This is a genomic window from Anabaena sp. 54 (assembly GCF_017355725.1).
GTDB classification, from domain to species: Bacteria; Cyanobacteriota; Cyanobacteriia; order Cyanobacteriales; family Nostocaceae; genus Dolichospermum; species Dolichospermum heterosporum.
In genome coordinates, this window is record NZ_JAAVWA010000001.1 from 357,102 (window position 1) to 374,504 (window position 17,403).

Consider the following 17,403-nt stretch of genomic DNA (forward strand, 5'->3'; position numbering starts at 1 on the left):
TGAGCGATCGCTTACCCATGAGATCGCAGTTAATCACAGTTAAAGAATCACAAAACAATGGATTTTGAGCGATCGCATTTTCCCAATATTAGCGATCGCAGTTAATCGCAGTTAAGAAAGCACAAGATAATTGATTTTGAGCGATCGCTTTTCTCAAAGATGAAAACGTAATAAGGTGCGTTACACTCCGTTAACGCACCTTACAAGATCAGCGATCACACTTTTGCTCAGGTGAGATTATCTCTGTGTTGTCCGCTACAATAATGTGTTAGGCTTCAACGTATTTGAGGATGATCGGTAGCAGATTATCGCAAAATTGTTCTTGATTCAGCAAGCCCGTCTTAAAACAATCCAATAGCTTTTCTAGTTTTTCAGCATGAGGATCGCCTTTTCCTTTAATTTCTTTAATGAAATCAGCAGTCGATTGCTTGAGGTTATCCACTCGATTACAATCTATAAAGTAAAGTATTCCATTAGAAACTACATACCCCACCAAAATACCGCCCACCCCTCCAATACCTGAACAGATCGCAGCAGATTTAGCAAGCTCTTCAGTTATTTTTTGTCCACCTATTGCCACTACTGCACCTCCAAATATTCCAGTAGCACCACCCGTAGCCATGAGGACAGCCTCAAATTTTGAAGTTTTTGGGAAATGTTTTAGTATCTCCAATGCAGACTCAGAACTCATTTTGAAACTCCTCTTTGACACGTAAGATTTTGGCAATTATCAAGCTGAATAGTCTCAGAAGTTGAAACCCAAGTAAAAGAAGAAAAAACTAGTGCTGAAGTTAATGCAACTGTGATGAGAATTCCTACAAAATAGGCTAAGAAAGGCATTTGTATACCAGATCGAACAGCATTAATCTCTTTGAGAATACGTCTAGCTTTCTTGGATGCTATAGTTTCTTGTGCCATTGTCAAGCTCTCATGTTTTTTAACGATTATACATAAACTCTTAATGCTTTTGCTTAACGGCTGAATTGAACGGCAAGCGATACCTGCCGCTTTGTCTACAATCATATAGTAAGCATTACAGGTAAATTTTGTCAAGTTATGCAGAATTTTTTTTAGATAACACTACTGTTGGCGTTTAACCTTGTTGGTAAAGCTGTTCGCAGTTATCTGGATTTTTAGACATTTTCCAAAAAATTCAACTTTTTAGCTTCCAACCTTAACCTTTCATTCTCCATCCTTAGCGCCAAAATTTCATTTTTCTGCAACTCAATTAACGACTTTTGACTAATTAACTCACCAAAGGCTTTTTTCCTATTTTCAATACCAAACCATCTTTGATAGGTTTTTGTATGTTCATCAACAGTATGACCTAAATTATCTGCTGCGGCTTTAATTGGTATTCCCTGAAGATGCGCTCGAATCGCGCAACCATGCCGTAAATCATAAGGTTGAAACTCAATTCCCACCTTTTTAAACCATCTGGATATATCTCTCCGCATCCAATTAATATTTTGTACAGATGCAATTTTTGCCACCTTTTGTTCTAAAATCTTTAATGGTTTGGGATTATGTAAATCAAATAATTCTATCCATTCAGGAACAAAAGGAATAACTTCTCGATATCCAGTTTTGGTATTTTTATTCACTTTCCAAGTATGGTCTATATTTTGGGGAGACATCCACCAATTAATATCTGGTTGGACAAATAATTCCCTTGGTCTTAATCCATAAGTCGCCAACATTCCATATACCCAACGCCACATTTCCCAGGTGTCTATTTCATCACTAATGTTTGTATTTTTGCGGTTGAGGGCAAATTTTTCAAAGAGGTCAAAAGCAGATATTATTTTTTCATCTTCAGGAATTTCTCGATAAGCAGGAGTGACATGATCTCGTTTGACATCAAGTTGAAATCCTAAATTAAAGGTTTTAATCAAAACAGAAGTTACTGCTATTAGTTCATTTTTTTTATTACCCTGAAATGAATTAATAATTTCCTCAAAATTTTCTTTTGTAGCTAAATGGGTGAGAGTCAAGTTTCTTTTAATTACAGATATATAGTTAGCAAAAGTATTTTGACTAGTGATAGTTTTCTGACGGGTTTGATAATATTTTTCATCAAATTTATCTAATAATTCGCCAATTGTTTTGCTCTCTTGTTTCTCTCTCGATTTAATTCCTAAATATTTCTCATTCCACTCAAAAGTATGACGAGCAATTAATTTACCTAATTCATAACTTTCTTCAATGGCTGTTTTTAATCCCTCTAAATTTGCGGGTATTCCTAAAGATATATCATACTGCTTTTTTGTCTTACCTAAACTGTAATCTCCTGGTTTTAAAGGTAAGGTAGCTCGTAATTGGAGAGAATTGCCAGTTTGTTTAATACTAACTCTTATTCTCTCCCTTTTTAAATTAGTATTAGCTTCAACTAACTTCTGTTCAAAAACTGCTTGATACTGTAATTCCGTTGCTTTTATTTTCGCCATTCCCTATACCTACCGTCTGTGGTGTTCTGCGGCTCAAAGTCTGCAAACATATCTGCGAACCAGTCCCTTGAGTCTGCATTTGCATCCTCATGTAGAGATGGGGGATAGGTTTCCGATATTACAGTACAGCTATTTTCAGGTAAATAGACCACAAACCGACCTCTCTCCAAACCTCTCTCCTAAGAGGAGAGAGGCTTTGATTTACCCCCCTTCCAGCAATAAAGGTTTTTCTTTTTCCCTCTCCTCTTAGGAGAGGGTTAGGGAGAGGTAGGCTGGGGGTTAGGTCTAATAATAGTAGTTCAAATACAAGAAAACTGCTGTAACTGTTAGGGATAAAAATTACCCTGACTCATTCCCTAAATATTCCCTTATTTATAAAAGCTGAAATGGTGAAAATAAAATGTTCTGACTGAGCAAAATTACCTGATAAAATAAGTTACTCAGGAACATTTACAGCATATCACCTGTTGTCATAGCAGTTATATGGTGCCTGGTGGTGTGATGTGCGCCCCCACCTTAACGGATATTACCCGCGCCTGGGCAATTTTGGAATATTTCCGCACCAATTGGTTAGAACCAGTTTGGTTAGGTTGTTCTTTAGAAAGATATGAAGAAATTCAATCCTATGAAGACTTTCAAAAGTGGTTAAATGAAGATGTTAAACATCGAGAATCTGACTTGGGTTTATATTGGCGCATGGGGTTAGATATCGGTTTAGATCGATATGGTGCTGGTGTGGGTAAATATGTGACTTGGGGTTATATTCCCCATGAGGATAAATATAATCATCCCACCATTGAAGGACGTAACGCTGCTGTGATTATGAAAAGCGGTGTTTATGATAGCTTCACTGATACTCATGCTTTGATGAATCAATCTTTTGCCCGTGAGAATTTAACCCATTCTTGGTATGATGAGGGTACAGAAGATTGGCATCCAAGCGATCGCACAACCACACCAATTAATAACAACCAAAAAGACTTTAATGGGGCATATTCTTGGTCAAGTGCAGTCCTTCACCAAGACTTAGGACGTTTAGAAGCCGGTCCCCTAGCCCGTCAATTAGTTGCAGGGGGAAATCATGGGGAATCTTGGCAACATTATGACCCATTTATTCTCGATACATTCAAGAAAATGGGCGGTGCAAGTGTTCATCTTCGCCAATTAGGAAGAGTCCACGAAATAGTTAAACTATATCGTCAAGCCGAACGGTGTTTAAGAGAGTTCAAATTAAACGATCCTTGGTATATTAAACCAGAAGAAAAAGATGGTAAAGGTTGGGGTGCAACGGAAGCCGCTAGAGGTGCATTATGTCACTGGGTAGAAATCGAAAAAGGTAAAATTAAGAATTATCAAGTTATCGCCCCTGGTACTTGGAATATCGGACCCCGTGACGGTGCGGGAGAATTAGGACCAATTGAAAAAGCATTAATTGGAACACCTATTCAAGACCCGAAAGACCCCGTAGAAGTGGGTCATGTCGCCCGTTCTTTTGATTCATGTTTGGTGTGTACTGTTCACGCCCACGACGCGAAAACCGGCGAAGAATTAGCTCGTTTTAGAACGGCTTAATTTATGTTACTTAAGATCCCCGACTTCTTAGAGAAGTCGGGGATCTGTTCTTTTCTCTATTTTTCGATAAGTCAGGGTTCTATATAATTGTTATGTGCAGTACAAAAGTTCCCAAATCAGTGGGTTAGTCTGAATTTTAAGGAATAATTGATAATTCCTAACTATCAGATTAAGAATTATCAATTAGGAATTACTAAATACTAAAAATGGTAACTAATTGTGTCTAATTTAGAACTACATCAATATCTTCCTCAACTTCCTGAAGCTGCATTGCAAGAATTTATAGAATGGTGTATGTTGGATCAGTCAACAGCCGCAGGATTAGAATTTAAACCCGATCAAAGTAAGTTAAAGAATTTAGCACCAGGGGATTATTCTAAGCAATTAGTTGACCAATTTATGAAAGTAAGACCTGACCCCATTAGAGCCGGGTTAGTAGCCGTAATTGCTGGCAAACAAGCCGATAAACACGAATTAACAGGTTTAGCTGCTGTGGTTGATTTTGTTTCTCTTTATGTTAAGTATTTAATTCCTAAAGATGGTACTAATCCAGAAGAAGCAGATGCAATTTTAGCTAAAGCATCACAACATCAATATGAGCAACTTGTAGAAATTGCTAAGAAACATGGTGTGAATTTATAAATTTGTAGGGTGGGCATTGCCCACCTCATGATTGATAGTTAACATGAGGCTTTATATTAATTATATTTACCAAATTGGACAGTTTATGATTTAGCTGCGACCTTGTATAATTTGCTGACCAATAGACATCTGGTGAAAATTAAATATGCGTGACATGAAACCCCTGTAGAGACGTTCCATGGAAAGTCTCTACAATCTTTACCGGAGATGTCTAATAATGAACCTTTACCCGCAGAGTTTAGAAAAACGGGAATAGCATTACCACCACCCTAACAGTTTAAGCCAAAAATTAGCGATCGCATCAATGTTACCATTCTCCAAGGTTTCAGAGGAAGAAGCAACAGGGAACAGAAAAAACTCATGTTTAAAAACATGAGATTGAAATAATGACACTGTTTTTTTTGTAAACCGGGTAAATGTTGGGGAAGATACGTCAACCCAACCTTACAAAATGTTTAACTCATTAAATCTTGAAACATAGCGGTACTTAAATAGCGTTCACCAAAGGAAGGTTGAATCATTACTATTAATTTACCTGCATTTTCTGGGCGTTTACCTACTTCAATAGCAGCAGATAAAGCCGCACCCGAAGATATTCCTGATAATAAACCTTCCTCCCTAGCTAATCTTCGTCCATATTCCATTGCTGCTGCGTCCTCAACTTGAATTATTTCATCAATTAAATCTTGACGCAAAACATCAGGAATAAATCCCGCACCAATTCCTTGAATTTTGTGAGAACCGGGTTTACCACCTGATAGAATCGGACTGTTACTAGGTTCGACTGCAATAACTTGAAAACTTGGTTTGCGTTGTTTAATTACTTCAGCAATACCAGTAATTGTGCCGCCCGTTCCGACCCCAGAAATTAAGATATCAACTTCTCCGTCAGTATCCGCCCAAATTTCCTCAGCGGTGGTTTCTCGGTGAATTTTCGGGTTAGCTGGGTTGGCAAATTGTTGTAACATAAAGGCATTAGGAGTATTGGCAACAATTTCCTCAGCTTTGTTAATTGCGCCCCGCATTCCCTGAGTTCCTGGTGTTAATTCCAAACTTGCACCATAAGCCCGCAACATAGCCCGTCTTTCTTGGCTCATGGTTTCTGGCATAGTTAAAATTAACTTGTAGCCACGGGCGGCTGCTACCATTGCTAAAGCGATACCTGTATTACCAGATGTTGGTTCAACTAAAATGGTTTTGCCCGGTGAAATTAAACCTTCAGATTCAGCGGAAAGGATCATACTTACGCCAATTCTGTCTTTTACAGAAGCCGCAGGATTCATACTTTCTAGTTTGACGACTATCCTAGCTACTACTCCCTCGGCTTGGGGAATTTTATTTAACTGAATTAATGGCGTTTTTCCAATAAGTTCTGTTACGTCTTTAGCAATTCGCATTTTTTAACTCCTAAACTCCTAAAATTTATATATTAATCTATTTCGGTTACATATTTATCTGATTAGTTCTTTATATTAGCCATACCCATTTTACCATAATTTCTGTCTATTCCCACAAGAAAATATTCCTAATTGTTAATACCTTCGCCAAATTGAAAAAAGTCTTGATTCGTAGGTTGGGTTGTTCGCGTGAGCGTTGCGGAGCAATAGCATGAAACCCAACATGAGTGTTGGGTTGCGCTGTCGCTTAACCCAACCTACAAAAATGGTGAAGGTATTGATTGTTGAAAATAATACTGTTCTACCTTCCTTAGAATATCTTAATTTTGTTTCTGACTTATTCAAGATATCTTAGGTCTAGCCTTGTCATGAGATGCTGTCATTTGAGTACAGTTTGTACTTGTGAATCTTCCCTAATAAATATCTCAAACCAATAGCCGATATTAGTTTGGCTTTGAGTACAAAATACCCCGTCCCCTCCCTCAAAAATGCTAGTACCCCACTCAAAAAATACTAGCACCCCCACACCAAATATTTTTTTTAATGCTTGCACAGTCAGGATGACAGACTATGAGTATTATCGTAATCATCTTAATAATATTAATTCAACTCACTTAAAGTTAGGACTAAAAGGGCAACTGATATAAACGATATAGGATTTACGCAGAGATTCCCCTCTACCCCCCGAAGTTCCTAAGATGCAAGTCTGACGAATCAGGGGGGACTTCTTAACTCCTATATTTCTCAAAAGTTATCTCAATCCTGTCTGTATTACTCAATATAAAAGGAAAGAATTTTGTTTTGAGGAGATTTTGATAAGCATATTTTGAATAAAAAAGGTGCAAAAAATAAACCTACTAATAGAAATTTTCTTTCTAGGTAGTTGATACCTGGTAATGGAGAAAACATGAAAGTCAAACTTTTAAATGTGCTTACCGTAAGTTTGGTAACTTTAGCATTAATTTCTCCAGGGGTAGTAGTATTTGCTATAGTTTGGGGACAACATAGAGAGTTCGTTAAAACACAGAATTTATCCTGTGAATTGCCGAAAATAAATATAGCATCTTCTCAATTAGTTCCCCAAACAAAAATTATCAACACTCAGCCATCTTTAGTCAAGGTTAAATTATCTGAAAATAATTTTCTACATCAAATCCAAATTGCGGCAAAAAAATATAAATTAGCAACAATTTTGCAATGGTTATTTTTAGTAACACCGATTTGTATTGGTATAGGAATTATCGCTTATGACAGATATCTTGTCTACCGTGCTGCTGTATTAAAAGAACACATTGCCATGTTGGAAAGAATGTGGCAACAAAGCATCGAACAGTAATTTTTCAAATTAATCATTCACCATAAGTAGGTGAACGGAAAAAAACCGAAATATGTAACGAAAAGTAAAATCGCCCAAACCCTCTTCCTGTTCCCTGTTCCCTGTTCCCTTGCCCCAACGACAATTTTCAATGCTAACCTACTTAAACTAAATTATCATGACAGACGAACGCCAAACACAGTATTTTAATTTAATTGATGAACTTCTCCAATGTCCTAATGGTCAAGAACCAGAAGTTTTGGAAGCACAACCTGAATTAATTGATTCTGGTTTAGTTCAAGCAATGTTACAAGTAGCCACAATGTTTGCTCATCAAGGTAATCAAGATGGAGCGCAATTTCTATTTTTTGTTGCTAAACAATTAGCAAAGGAATTAGGTTTATATCCTGAAGTTTCTAATCAAGTTGTCACTCAGGAGTAATAATGTTATTGACTGCAACTGATGCCGGAAAAATATCATTGGAATTTCTTTTGGCAGATTGGAATATTGCTGATGATTATAGAGATTGGTTTACAGTGATTAATTCTCGGTTAATGGGTGAGAGTTGGTACATTGTAGAATTGGGTGTAGAGGGATTACCTGATAGATGGGTTATGCAGGTTTATGACACAGGAGTTTGTGATCCTAACTATACTTTTATTTCCCCAATTTCTGGTTCAGAAGGATATACCGATTTGAAAAGTCTACCAGATATCATTGCTGATGTTTTAGTAGCAGAACGCAATTCTCGATAGTTGAAAGTTTCAGATCCCCGACTTCTTAAAGAAGTCGGGGATCTTATTGATTTTATTTAGTTTGTCAGGTTTAAATAACAATTATATGTTATAATTAATAGAGTTATGGAAGCTACAGAAGAATCAGTCAGATGATTACTGAAGACATCCTAGCCCAAGAATTTCTTAGAGTCGTAAATGACTATTACCCAGCCGTGGGAGAACTCTTAGAAGGCTGTCATGTGAAAGTTATTACTTGTTTTTGGGGACGACCTGCAAAACGGTTTCAATATATAGGAATTTATTGTCGAGAAGACATAATGCCCTGTATCCAATCCAAAAAAGAAATCCTCAGAGAATTAGCCGAAAATATGGGGTTAATTCAAGTAGTTTGTCTGAATGCTAAACGATTGCTACGTGACCCTATGTCGAAGTTAAAGCAGTCCGAACCTCGATTATGGTTGGAGTTGCAATTAGTCGCAGCCTAATCTAATATTTGGTCAACAATGAAAACAGGACTTTTCTGCAATTACGAAAATCATCACCTAGATGCTAGACGGACTATCTTTGAGCAAGTTTTATTGGTAAAAGAGGCTGAAAGTTTAGGTTTTGAAGAGGCTTGGGTAACGGAACATCATTTTAATGAGTTCAATCTTAGTCCTTCAATTCTGCTGTTATTGGCACATTTGGCGGGTGTAACTTCACAAATTCGTCTAGGAACTGCCGCTGTATTATTGCCATTTCATCAGCCAATCCGGGTGGCTGAAGATATCGCCACTTTGGATAATCTTTGTAGTGGGAGGCTGGCTTTTGGGGTAGCGAAAGGTGGACCATTTCCACAGCAAAATAAACATTTTGGGGTGACAACCCAGGAATCTCGCACCAGAATGTTAGAGTCAGTAGCATTGATTCAAAAGCTGTTATATGAGACTAATGTATCATTTAATGGCGAATATTATCAATGTGAAAATCTCACAATTCATCCCCAACCATTGCAAAAACCAATTCCCATCTATGTTGCTAGTGGTGACAATGATGCAATTGAATTTGCTGCTAAAAATTCCTTCGGTTTAATGGGTGGTCCACCTTTTTCTCTAGAAAGATTGCGGAAGACAGTCAATAAGTATCGGGAATTTAATTCCAGTGGTGCAGAAAAGTTCCTGTTAGCGCGGTTCTTTTTTGTGGGTAAAACCCATGATGAAGCGGTAAATGAAGCATTGCCTTTTATTCGCCACTTCAGCAAAGAAATGACGGCTAACTCGACTCAAGTAATGCAGAAAAGTCCTCAACAACCAGCATTTGATCGGACAAATATTTGTTTCGATGAAGACTATTTGATTGAGAATTCAATTATCGGTGATGTTAATGGTTGTCGTGACAAAATCAAGAAATTTCAGGACGAATTAAATCTCAGCACACTAGCGTTAAAACCCTCATCTTTTTCTTTGCAAAAAAATCGAGAAAGTTTGCAACGCTACAATCAAGAGGTGCGGAATTATGTCTAAACTTTCTTTGCTTCCTCCCGATGATTTACCTCCTATAAAGGTAACAAAAGAGGATGGTATCCTCCATTTGGAGTTGGAACAATCTATTGGTAGATGCTTCTTCTATGCGTGCGATCGCATTACCCAAGTATTACTATCTAATTGTCAGTGGTACATGACCACAAATAACACTACTTTGATGTTAATTGTAGACTGTCCCGATATAGTTGCTTATTGGCATATAGTCAGCAATATTCCCCAATTGGGAAATAGACTGGAAAGATTTACTAAAAATGCCAAAATTCGCGTTTATCCTCCTTTTGGAAAAGGATCACCTTTTGAAATTGGAGTAACTGAAATTTCAGCCTATCGAGATTGGTTGTAAGTCCTAAATTATATTTTAATCACTAAAATCACCAGATCCCCGACTTCTTCAAGAAGTCGGGGATCTATCTTGTTATAATAAAATAAATACAACATACCAGCCATGATTAGCAATTTTGTAAATAATAAAAAAGAATTATTTGACCGTTGGGCAAATAGTTATGATTGGACATTTCCTTCTTTTATTTATCAAGCTATTCACCAAAGATTAATTACAAAAGTTGAATTGTTACCTCATGCAAATATTCTAGATTTAGGTTGTGGTACTGGACGCTTATTAGATAGATTAGCAACTCAATTTCCAGAAATTACAGCCACAGGTTTAGATTTATCTCCGCAAATGTTGCGGATAGCTAGACAAAATAACCGCCACCGTCCACGATTAATTTATCTTGAAGGTAATGCGGAAAATCTCCCTTTTGCTGAGGGACAATTTGATGCGGTTTTTAATACCATCAGCTTTTTGCATTATCCCCAACCAGAACAGGTTTTAAATGAAGTAGCAAGGGTACTTTCTCCTGGTGGTAAATTTTATTTAGTGGATATTACTTTTAATAACTCATCACCATGTCAAATTACGCCCCACTCTCCTACAGGAATTCGGTTTTACAGCAAAAAACAAAGAGAAGAAATGGGTAATAATGCTGGATTAACTTGTGTAGGTCACTATAATTTATTGGGGTTTGTATTATTAACTATTTTTCAAAAATAAAGCTAATTTTATTAGAGTGGGCAATGCCCACCCTACGAAAATAGTGTAATATAAACATGAATTAAGCATTTTTTATTTTCTCTGTGTCCTCTGTGCCTCTGTGGTTAGTAAAAAAATATTAAACTCAACACAAAGCACATTAATTTATAGAGAAATTAAATTAGCAGAATTATTCACCTGTTGAGATAACCAACCATATAAACCTGCCAACCCTTCCCCAGTAGTAGCAGAAACTTGGAAAATTTGTATTTTTGGGTTAACCTGTTTTGCATATTCAATACAGCGTTGAACATCAAATTGTAAATAGGGAAGTAAATCAATTTTCGTAAGAATCATAATTTCACTATTGCGGAAAATATGGGGATATTTAATAGGTTTATCTTCCCCTTCTGTCACTGATAAAATTACCACCTTAGCAGCTTCTCCCAAGTCAAATAAAGCCGGACAAACCAAATTTCCGACATTTTCAATCATCACCACAGAATTTAACGGTGGATTTAGTTCTTGCAACCCTCTTTCTATCATTGATGCGTCTAAATGACAGCCTGTACCCGTGTTAATTTGTACGACTTTACAACCTGTTTGTTTAATCTTTTCCGCATCATTAGTTGTTTCTTGATCACCTTCAATCACGCTAATAGATAATTTATCTTTTAAATCATTAATAGTCCGAGTTAATAATGTAGTTTTTCCTGCACCGGGAGAACTCATTAAATTCAAAGCCAGAATATTTCGACCTTTAAACCAGCCGCGATTTTGGGCAGCTAATAAGTTGTTTTTACCTAAAATTTCTTGTTCTAAAGATATCGTTGTATTATGAATTTTAGCGTGAATTTGGGGCGTTTCTTCATGGTGATGAGAATGAGTAATTACAGTTCCATCTGGTAAAGTATGAGTATGATGATCTGCATTTTCCATATTTGTAATTGTCATTTGATTATCATCAGAACAGCCGCAGGTTACACACATAATTCCTCCACTTCAATTGCTTTTATTTTTAATTCTTCACCAGCTATGATATCTAATTGCACACTACCACATTGACAAATTCCAAAAGGTTTATCTATCGGAAAGATTGTACTACATTGACGACATTTAGCCATTCCGGGTATTTCTAATATTTCTAATATTGCCCCTTCAACTATTGTACCTTGGGAACAAATATCGAAACAAAATTTAATTGCATCTGGCATAATAGCTGATAATTTGCCAATTTCTAATAATACTCTTTGGACTTTTTTGTTTTGGGCGTTTTCGCTAACTATAGCGATGATGTTTTGGGTTATTCCTAGTTCGTGCATATACTTTTTTTTAAACGAACCACAGAGGACACAGAGGGAGGAAGAATGAGGTATTTAACAAATTCTGGGAAGTTGATCACCTACTAGCATATCTATTATTCTTTCTGCACCAAAAGCAGTTTTTAATAATACTATTCCTGATGGGTTAGTAATAACTTCACCAATAATAGATGCGTCTTTTCCTGTGGGATGATTTCGCATTGTTTCTAATATTAAATCGGCTTTTTCTGCTGGTGCAATTATGACTAATTTTCCTTCGTTGGCTAAATACAAGGGTTCTAAACCGAGTATTTCACAGACTCCATTTACTTCTTCTCGAATAGGAATTGCGTTTTCATTAATGCGTATGCCTACGTTTGCGGTGAGGGCAAATTCATTTAATACTGTGGCTAAACCTCCTCTGGTTGCGTCTCGCATGGCGTGAATTTGAGGACAAACTTTGATGATTTCGGCGACTAATTCATGTAATGGTTGACAATCACTTTCTATATCTGTTTCTAATGCTAATTCTCCTCTAGCAATTAATATTGCTGCACCATGATTTCCTATTTCTCCATTAATAATTACCACGTCTCCCGGTTGAATGTTGTGAGGAGAAATATTAATTCCTGGGGGAATTATACCAATACCAGCAGTATTTATAAATAATTTATCAGCACAACCACGATTAACAACTTTGGTGTCTCCTGTCACTATTTGCACTCCAGCTTTTTGGGCTGCTTTCTGCATACTGGCAACTACACGGCGTAATGTTTCTACTGGTAAACCTTCTTCTAAAATGACGCTACAGGTGAGATATAAAGGTTTTGCACCACTCACGGCTAAATCATTAATTGTGCCATTTATTGCTAGTTCTCCTATGTCTGAACCAGGGAAAAACAAGGGGTCTACTACATAAGAATCTGTGGTAAATGCTAGTCGCTTTCCATGTTGAGAAAGACTGGCTAAATCAAATGTGGCTTGGTCTTCTAATTGGGCAAGTATGGGATTATCAAAACTTTTTACAAATATATCATCTATTAAATCTCTCATGGCTTTACCACCACTACCATGAGATAAATTAATATGAGTATCTCTTACTTTTCCTTGACGACGACGGACTTGTTCGATTTTTTGAAAGAGTGAATTTTGATTAGGGTTAATTGGCATTTTAAAATTGCTTTGTAATTATATTTTTTTCTTGTGGGACAGGCATCTTGCCTGTCATCGTTAATTAATTACCTACCTGTCTCTTCATGTCTACCATTGTGTTTATCGTAATGTAAAACCCCACCAACTGCCCAATCTTCCCGTTCAAATTCGTCAATATGTACGGTTATCCATTCGGGTTTTGTTCCTAAAGCAGAAACTAAAGCATCAGTTACAGCTTTAACTAATTTTCGCTTTTTTTCTATGGAGTGACCTTTACCAATTTGAACAGTGACAAAAGGCATATAATTTTCCTCAAATTGTGCAATTTAGACTGATAGCGATTGTGGAGATACACCTGATTTATCTCTTTTAGCCATAGTGGAAAGTCGCCCATATTTGTAATATGCTGCACAAGCACCTTCGGAAGAAACCATACAAGTCCCTATGGGTGTTTCTGGTGTGCAAGCTGTTCCAAATACTTGACATTGCCAAGGTTTTAAAACTCCTTTCAGAATTTCTCCACACTGACAAGCTTTATGATCTGCTACTTTTAAATTAGGAATGGTAAATTTAACTTCAGCATCAAATTGGGCATATTCTGCACGAATTTTAAAACCGGAATTGGGGATTTCTCCTAAACCTCGCCATGCAAATTTTTCACGGACTGTAAAAACTTGATTCATGGCTATTAATGCGTTTTGATTTCCCCTAGGTTCTACTAAACGATTATATTGATTTTCAACTTGACAACGATTTTCTACTATTTGTTTTAATAACATCCAAATTGATTGGAATATATCTAATGGTTCAAAGCCAGAAATAACGATGGGTTTATGATATTGTTGGGTAATAAATTCATAAGGTTCTGTTCCTATTACCATACTTACATGACCAGGACCAATAAAACCATCAAGTTGTAAATCGGGATTTTCTAATAATGCTTGCAAGGCGGGAATTACTAATACATGATTAGAAAACATACTAAAATTAGTGATATTTTCTGCGGCTGCTTGAAGTATGGTAAGTGCGGTACTAGGGGCGGTGGTTTCAAAGCCTAAACCAAAGAAAACTATTTCTTTATTGGGGTTTTCTTTGGCTATTTTCAGACTATCCAATGGTGAGTAAACCATGCGAATATCAGCGCCTTGGGCTTTGGCTTGCAATAAGCTGGTTTTTGCACCAGGTACTCGCATTGCGTCGCCAAATGTGGTAAATATGATGTTGGGTAGTTGACAGAGTGCGATCGCATCATCTATTCTCCCTTTAGGCATGACGCAAACTGGACAACCAGGACCATGAATTAATTCTATATTATCGGGTAATATTTCTTCGATTCCATATTTAAAAATAGCATGAGTATGTCCTCCACATACTTCCATTATTTTGATATGTTTGTCTATTTGTTGGCTGAGTTTGATTATTTCTTGTTGTAAAGCGAGGGCTTTTTCAGGGTTGCGAAATTCATCTACATATTTCATATCAATTTTAAATTTTTTTAGGTTTTAGATTTTGGATTAATTACTTCACAAAACATAAATTGATTAGCTAGAATGTCATTATTTTGCTTTTCCAGTCCGTTTTAACGGACTTTTGCTATTAGCCTTGTACTTTAGTGCAAGGCGGCTATTTCTTGCAATAATTGTAATGTTTCTGCGGCTTCTTGTTCGTTGATTCTGTTCATGGCAAAACCGACGTGAACTAATACCCAATCTCCTATACATTTTTCTGGTGGGTGTTGTTCGTCAACTATACAGGCTATATTTATTTGTCTTTTGACTCCTCCAATATTAACCATAGCTAGTTTATGTTCGCGGTTGGTTATTTCTGTTATTTGTCCGGGTATTCCTAAACACATTTTAGTTTTCCTTTTTTAAGATTTATCTCACGCAGAGGCGCGGAGACAACAGAGGTTTTTATGTTATTTCTTTTAAGTATTTAGCGGCTGTAATTACACTTTGTCCTAATGATAAACTGCCATCATTTGTCGGTAATATACTGTGAGTTAATACGTTAATTTCTAATTTTTCTAATCGCTTTTTTACCTGTTGTAATAAAATTCGATTTTGAAATACTCCTCCTGTTAATGCTACTTGGTGAAATTCGTGTTCTTGTCTAATTTGTTGAACCATTGTTACAACAGTAATAGCTAAACTTTTATGAAATTTTGCAGCTATTTTTGATGAGGATATGTGCTGTTTAATATCATTGAGGATTTCTCGCCATGTTGGAGATGTATTTATATAATAAATATTATCTGATTTTTTAAATTTAAAGGAATAATTTAGAATTTCTTCATCATTGTTTAAAATATTGACATCAGCTATTGTTTCCATTTCTATTGCTGCTTGTCCTTCATAACTACATTGTTCTCGACAAATACCTATTGCGGCTGCAACTGCATCAAATAATCTGCCTACTGATGATGTTAAGGGTGAATTAATACCTTTTTCTATGATTTGGTTGAGTAGTTTTGGGTTGTTAGTTTCTAAAAATTTGATGATTTCTAAATCACTGTACTTTTCTTTGATTTCTTCCCAAGTAAAAGCATTAATTAATTGAGAGTATGTATTTCTCCAAGGTTGATAAATTGCCTGTTTTCCTCCTATCATTGCCATTGGTGTAAATGTAGCTAATCTTTGAGAGTTACAATAATCTGCTAGTAAAAATTCTCCTCCCCACAGTGTACCATCTTCACCATATCCTAACCCATCAAAAGCTATTCCTAAAATGGGTTTTGTATCTAAGGAAATTTGATTTTCTGCCATACAGGCAGCTATATGGGCATGATGATGTTGAATTTCTTCTAATTTAATGTTATTACTTTCTGCTAGTTCTTTGCCAAGTTTAGAAGATAAATACTCTGGATGTTTATCAATAGCAATTATCTCTGGTTGATGTTGAAATAAATTCAGATATAAATTCAATGTTTCTTGATAAGCATTAAAAGCAGCCGCATTTTCTAAATCTCCTAAATGTTGTGATAAAATCGCCTCACTTTCTTGTAATAAGCAAAAGGTGTTTTTTAACTCACTACCCATTGCTAAAATAGGCGGTATATTTTTAAAACCTGGAGGTAAAAGAATTGGTGCTGGTGCATATCCTCTAGCGCGTCTGAGGGTTTGAATTTGATTATTAATAACTCGCACTACAGAATCATCTACTCTATTAACAATATCACGATTATGTAAAAGAAAATAATCAGCTATTTTGGATAATTTATCTTTTACATCTTCATTATCTATACATTGTGGTTGATCAGAAATATTACCGCTAGTTAAGACTATTGGTACTTTCATTCTTCTGAGAATTAAATGATGTAACGGTGTATAAGGTAGCATAAAACCAAGAGTATTTTGCCCTGGGGCTATAGAAGGTGCTAATTTACTCTGATCTTTAATATTTAATAAAACTATTGGTGCAGCAGAACTTGTTAATAATTCCTTTTCTAAATCATTAACATAGCAATATTCAGAAATAATATTAATATCTCTTGCCATTAAAGCCAAAGGTTTATGATAACGAATTTTACGATTTCTGAGTTTTAAAACTGCATTTTCTAAAGTGGCATCGCAAGCTAAATGGAAACCACCTAAACCTTTAATAGCAACAATTTCACCCTTTTGTAATAACGTACAAACAGCATCCACATCATCCAACATGGAAAACATATCAGAAATCACAGGTTTATCGTCAGTCCTTTCTAACCATGCACGAGGTCCACATACAAAACAAGCCACAGGTTGGGCATGAAACCGACGATTTTCTACATCTTGATATTCCTTTTCACATTCCTGGCACATTGGAAAATTCACCATGCTAGTATTATTTCTATCGTAGGGAATAGCGCGAATAATACTCAACCTTGGACCACAATGAGTACAATTAGTAAAAGGATAACGAAAATAACGACTAAAAGGATCAAAAATATCCTTTTGACATTGGGGACAAATAGCAGCGTCAGGAGAAATTTCTGTTTTCACAACACTATTAACACTGCGAGAAATCACAAAATTATCAAAATCAAACTCCCCCAAATATGGACTTCTAATCACCTCATTAATTCTTGCCAAAGGAGGACATTCTTGATATAACTTATTGACAAACTCCGTTATTTCTTCCTCACCACCAGAAACACGAATTAACACCCCTTTCCCATCATTACAAACATCACCCTTTAACCCAAAAACCTTCGCCAAACGATACACAGTAGGACGAAAACCCACACCTTGCACAGTCCCACAAACCCGAATTTCCTCTATTCTCATCCTTCCTCCTCTGCGCCT

At 36.3% G+C, this 17,403-nt stretch carries 20 protein-coding genes and 1 pseudogene; 9 read left to right on the forward strand and 12 right to left on the reverse strand.

What is annotated here, in order from left to right; genetic code table 11:
* Positions 1-268: 268 nt before the first annotated feature.
* From HEQ36_RS01820 to HEQ36_RS01830, 3 genes are all read right to left on the reverse strand, one after another.
* Entirely contained in the window at positions 269-691 is a 423-nt protein-coding gene (locus HEQ36_RS01820) for a hypothetical protein (protein ID WP_168635277.1), read from the reverse strand.
* Positions 688-1,023 (reverse strand): hypothetical protein, encoded by a 336-nt coding sequence (locus HEQ36_RS01825; RefSeq protein ID WP_168635278.1) that lies wholly within the window; start codon positions 1,021-1,023, stop codon positions 688-690. The genes HEQ36_RS01820 and HEQ36_RS01825 overlap by 4 nt, the downstream gene beginning before the upstream one ends.
* 110 nt (positions 1,024-1,133) lie before the next feature.
* Positions 1,134-2,447 carry a site-specific integrase gene (locus HEQ36_RS01830; RefSeq protein WP_233455391.1) on the reverse strand — a complete coding sequence of 438 codons (1,314 nt, stop codon included), beginning with the start codon at positions 2,445-2,447 and terminating at the stop codon, positions 1,134-1,136.
* A 471-nt stretch (positions 2,448-2,918) separates the two neighbouring features.
* Here HEQ36_RS01830 and HEQ36_RS01835 point away from each other — a divergent pair.
* Both HEQ36_RS01835 and HEQ36_RS01840 read left to right on the forward strand, forming a co-directional pair.
* Positions 2,919-4,019, forward strand: a pseudogene (locus tag HEQ36_RS01835) (nickel-dependent hydrogenase large subunit); the annotation flags it as partial.
* A 219-nt stretch (positions 4,020-4,238) separates the two neighbouring features.
* Positions 4,239-4,661, forward strand: coding sequence for a hypothetical protein (locus HEQ36_RS01840; RefSeq protein ID WP_168635279.1), 423 nt, complete (start codon positions 4,239-4,241; stop codon positions 4,659-4,661).
* A gap of 258 nt (positions 4,662-4,919) precedes the next feature.
* Here HEQ36_RS01840 and HEQ36_RS01845 read toward each other — a convergent pair whose 3' ends face one another.
* Both HEQ36_RS01845 and cysK read right to left on the reverse strand, forming a co-directional pair.
* Positions 4,920-5,054, reverse strand: coding sequence for a hypothetical protein (locus HEQ36_RS01845; protein WP_256366854.1), 135 nt, complete (start codon positions 5,052-5,054; stop codon positions 4,920-4,922).
* A gap of 62 nt (positions 5,055-5,116) precedes the next feature.
* On the reverse strand, positions 5,117-6,058 hold the full coding sequence (cysK, locus tag HEQ36_RS01850) for a cysteine synthase A (protein WP_168635280.1): 942 nt from the start codon (positions 6,056-6,058) through the stop codon (positions 5,117-5,119).
* 907 nt (positions 6,059-6,965) lie between these two features.
* Between cysK and HEQ36_RS01855 the strand changes: the two genes are divergently transcribed.
* The 7 genes from HEQ36_RS01855 to HEQ36_RS01885 all read left to right on the forward strand — a co-directional run bounded on the left by HEQ36_RS01855 (position 6,966) and on the right by HEQ36_RS01885 (position 10,688).
* On the forward strand, positions 6,966-7,394 hold the full coding sequence (locus tag HEQ36_RS01855; protein WP_168635281.1) for a hypothetical protein: 429 nt from the start codon (positions 6,966-6,968) through the stop codon (positions 7,392-7,394).
* A 157-nt stretch (positions 7,395-7,551) separates the two neighbouring features.
* Positions 7,552-7,815 carry a hypothetical protein gene (locus HEQ36_RS01860; RefSeq protein ID WP_015079389.1) on the forward strand — a complete coding sequence of 88 codons (264 nt, stop codon included), beginning with the start codon at positions 7,552-7,554 and terminating at the stop codon, positions 7,813-7,815.
* A gap of 2 nt (positions 7,816-7,817) precedes the next feature.
* The gene (locus tag HEQ36_RS01865; RefSeq protein ID WP_027401697.1) at positions 7,818-8,129 is read left to right on the forward strand and encodes a hypothetical protein; all 312 of its coding nucleotides are present in this window, start codon (positions 7,818-7,820) and stop codon (positions 8,127-8,129) included.
* Between the two features lie 131 nt (positions 8,130-8,260).
* Positions 8,261-8,596: a hypothetical protein gene (locus tag HEQ36_RS01870; RefSeq protein WP_027401698.1), complete on the forward strand. Its 336-nt coding sequence runs from the start codon at positions 8,261-8,263 to the stop codon at positions 8,594-8,596.
* Between the two features lie 18 nt (positions 8,597-8,614).
* On the forward strand, positions 8,615-9,613 hold the full coding sequence (locus HEQ36_RS01875; protein ID WP_168635282.1) for an LLM class flavin-dependent oxidoreductase: 999 nt from the start codon (positions 8,615-8,617) through the stop codon (positions 9,611-9,613).
* Positions 9,606-9,977, forward strand: coding sequence for a hypothetical protein (locus HEQ36_RS01880; protein WP_168635283.1), 372 nt, complete (start codon positions 9,606-9,608; stop codon positions 9,975-9,977). Before HEQ36_RS01875 ends, HEQ36_RS01880 begins: the two co-directional genes overlap by 8 nt.
* 102 nt (positions 9,978-10,079) lie before the next feature.
* Positions 10,080-10,688: a class I SAM-dependent methyltransferase gene (locus HEQ36_RS01885; RefSeq protein WP_168635284.1), complete on the forward strand. Its 609-nt coding sequence runs from the start codon at positions 10,080-10,082 to the stop codon at positions 10,686-10,688.
* A 144-nt stretch (positions 10,689-10,832) separates the two neighbouring features.
* On the opposite strand, the gene hypB is transcribed toward HEQ36_RS01885, so the two are convergent.
* From hypB to hypF, 7 genes are all read right to left on the reverse strand, one after another.
* Positions 10,833-11,657, reverse strand: a complete 825-nt coding sequence (hypB, locus tag HEQ36_RS01890) for a hydrogenase nickel incorporation protein HypB (RefSeq protein ID WP_168635285.1) — start codon at positions 11,655-11,657, stop codon at positions 10,833-10,835.
* Positions 11,648-11,989 carry a hydrogenase maturation nickel metallochaperone HypA gene (gene hypA / locus HEQ36_RS01895; protein WP_053539667.1) on the reverse strand — a complete coding sequence of 114 codons (342 nt, stop codon included), beginning with the start codon at positions 11,987-11,989 and terminating at the stop codon, positions 11,648-11,650. The genes hypB and hypA overlap by 10 nt, the downstream gene beginning before the upstream one ends.
* 54 nt (positions 11,990-12,043) lie before the next feature.
* Positions 12,044-13,138, reverse strand: coding sequence for a hydrogenase expression/formation protein HypE (gene hypE / locus HEQ36_RS01900; RefSeq protein WP_053539666.1), 1,095 nt, complete (start codon positions 13,136-13,138; stop codon positions 12,044-12,046).
* Positions 13,139-13,206: 68 nt separating this feature from the next.
* The gene (locus tag HEQ36_RS01905) at positions 13,207-13,422 is read right to left on the reverse strand and encodes a 4-oxalocrotonate tautomerase family protein (protein WP_027401706.1); all 216 of its coding nucleotides are present in this window, start codon (positions 13,420-13,422) and stop codon (positions 13,207-13,209) included.
* Positions 13,423-13,446: 24 nt separating this feature from the next.
* Entirely contained in the window at positions 13,447-14,598 is a 1,152-nt protein-coding gene (gene hypD, locus HEQ36_RS01910) for a hydrogenase formation protein HypD (protein ID WP_053539665.1), read from the reverse strand.
* A gap of 131 nt (positions 14,599-14,729) precedes the next feature.
* Complete coding sequence (locus HEQ36_RS01915) at positions 14,730-14,975, reverse strand: HypC/HybG/HupF family hydrogenase formation chaperone (RefSeq protein WP_039204499.1); 246 nt, start codon at positions 14,973-14,975, stop codon at positions 14,730-14,732.
* 58 nt (positions 14,976-15,033) lie between these two features.
* A complete protein-coding gene (hypF, locus tag HEQ36_RS01920) occupies positions 15,034-17,385 on the reverse strand; it encodes a carbamoyltransferase HypF (RefSeq protein WP_168635286.1) in 2,352 nt (783 codons plus the stop codon).
* Positions 17,386-17,403 lie beyond the last annotated feature (18 nt).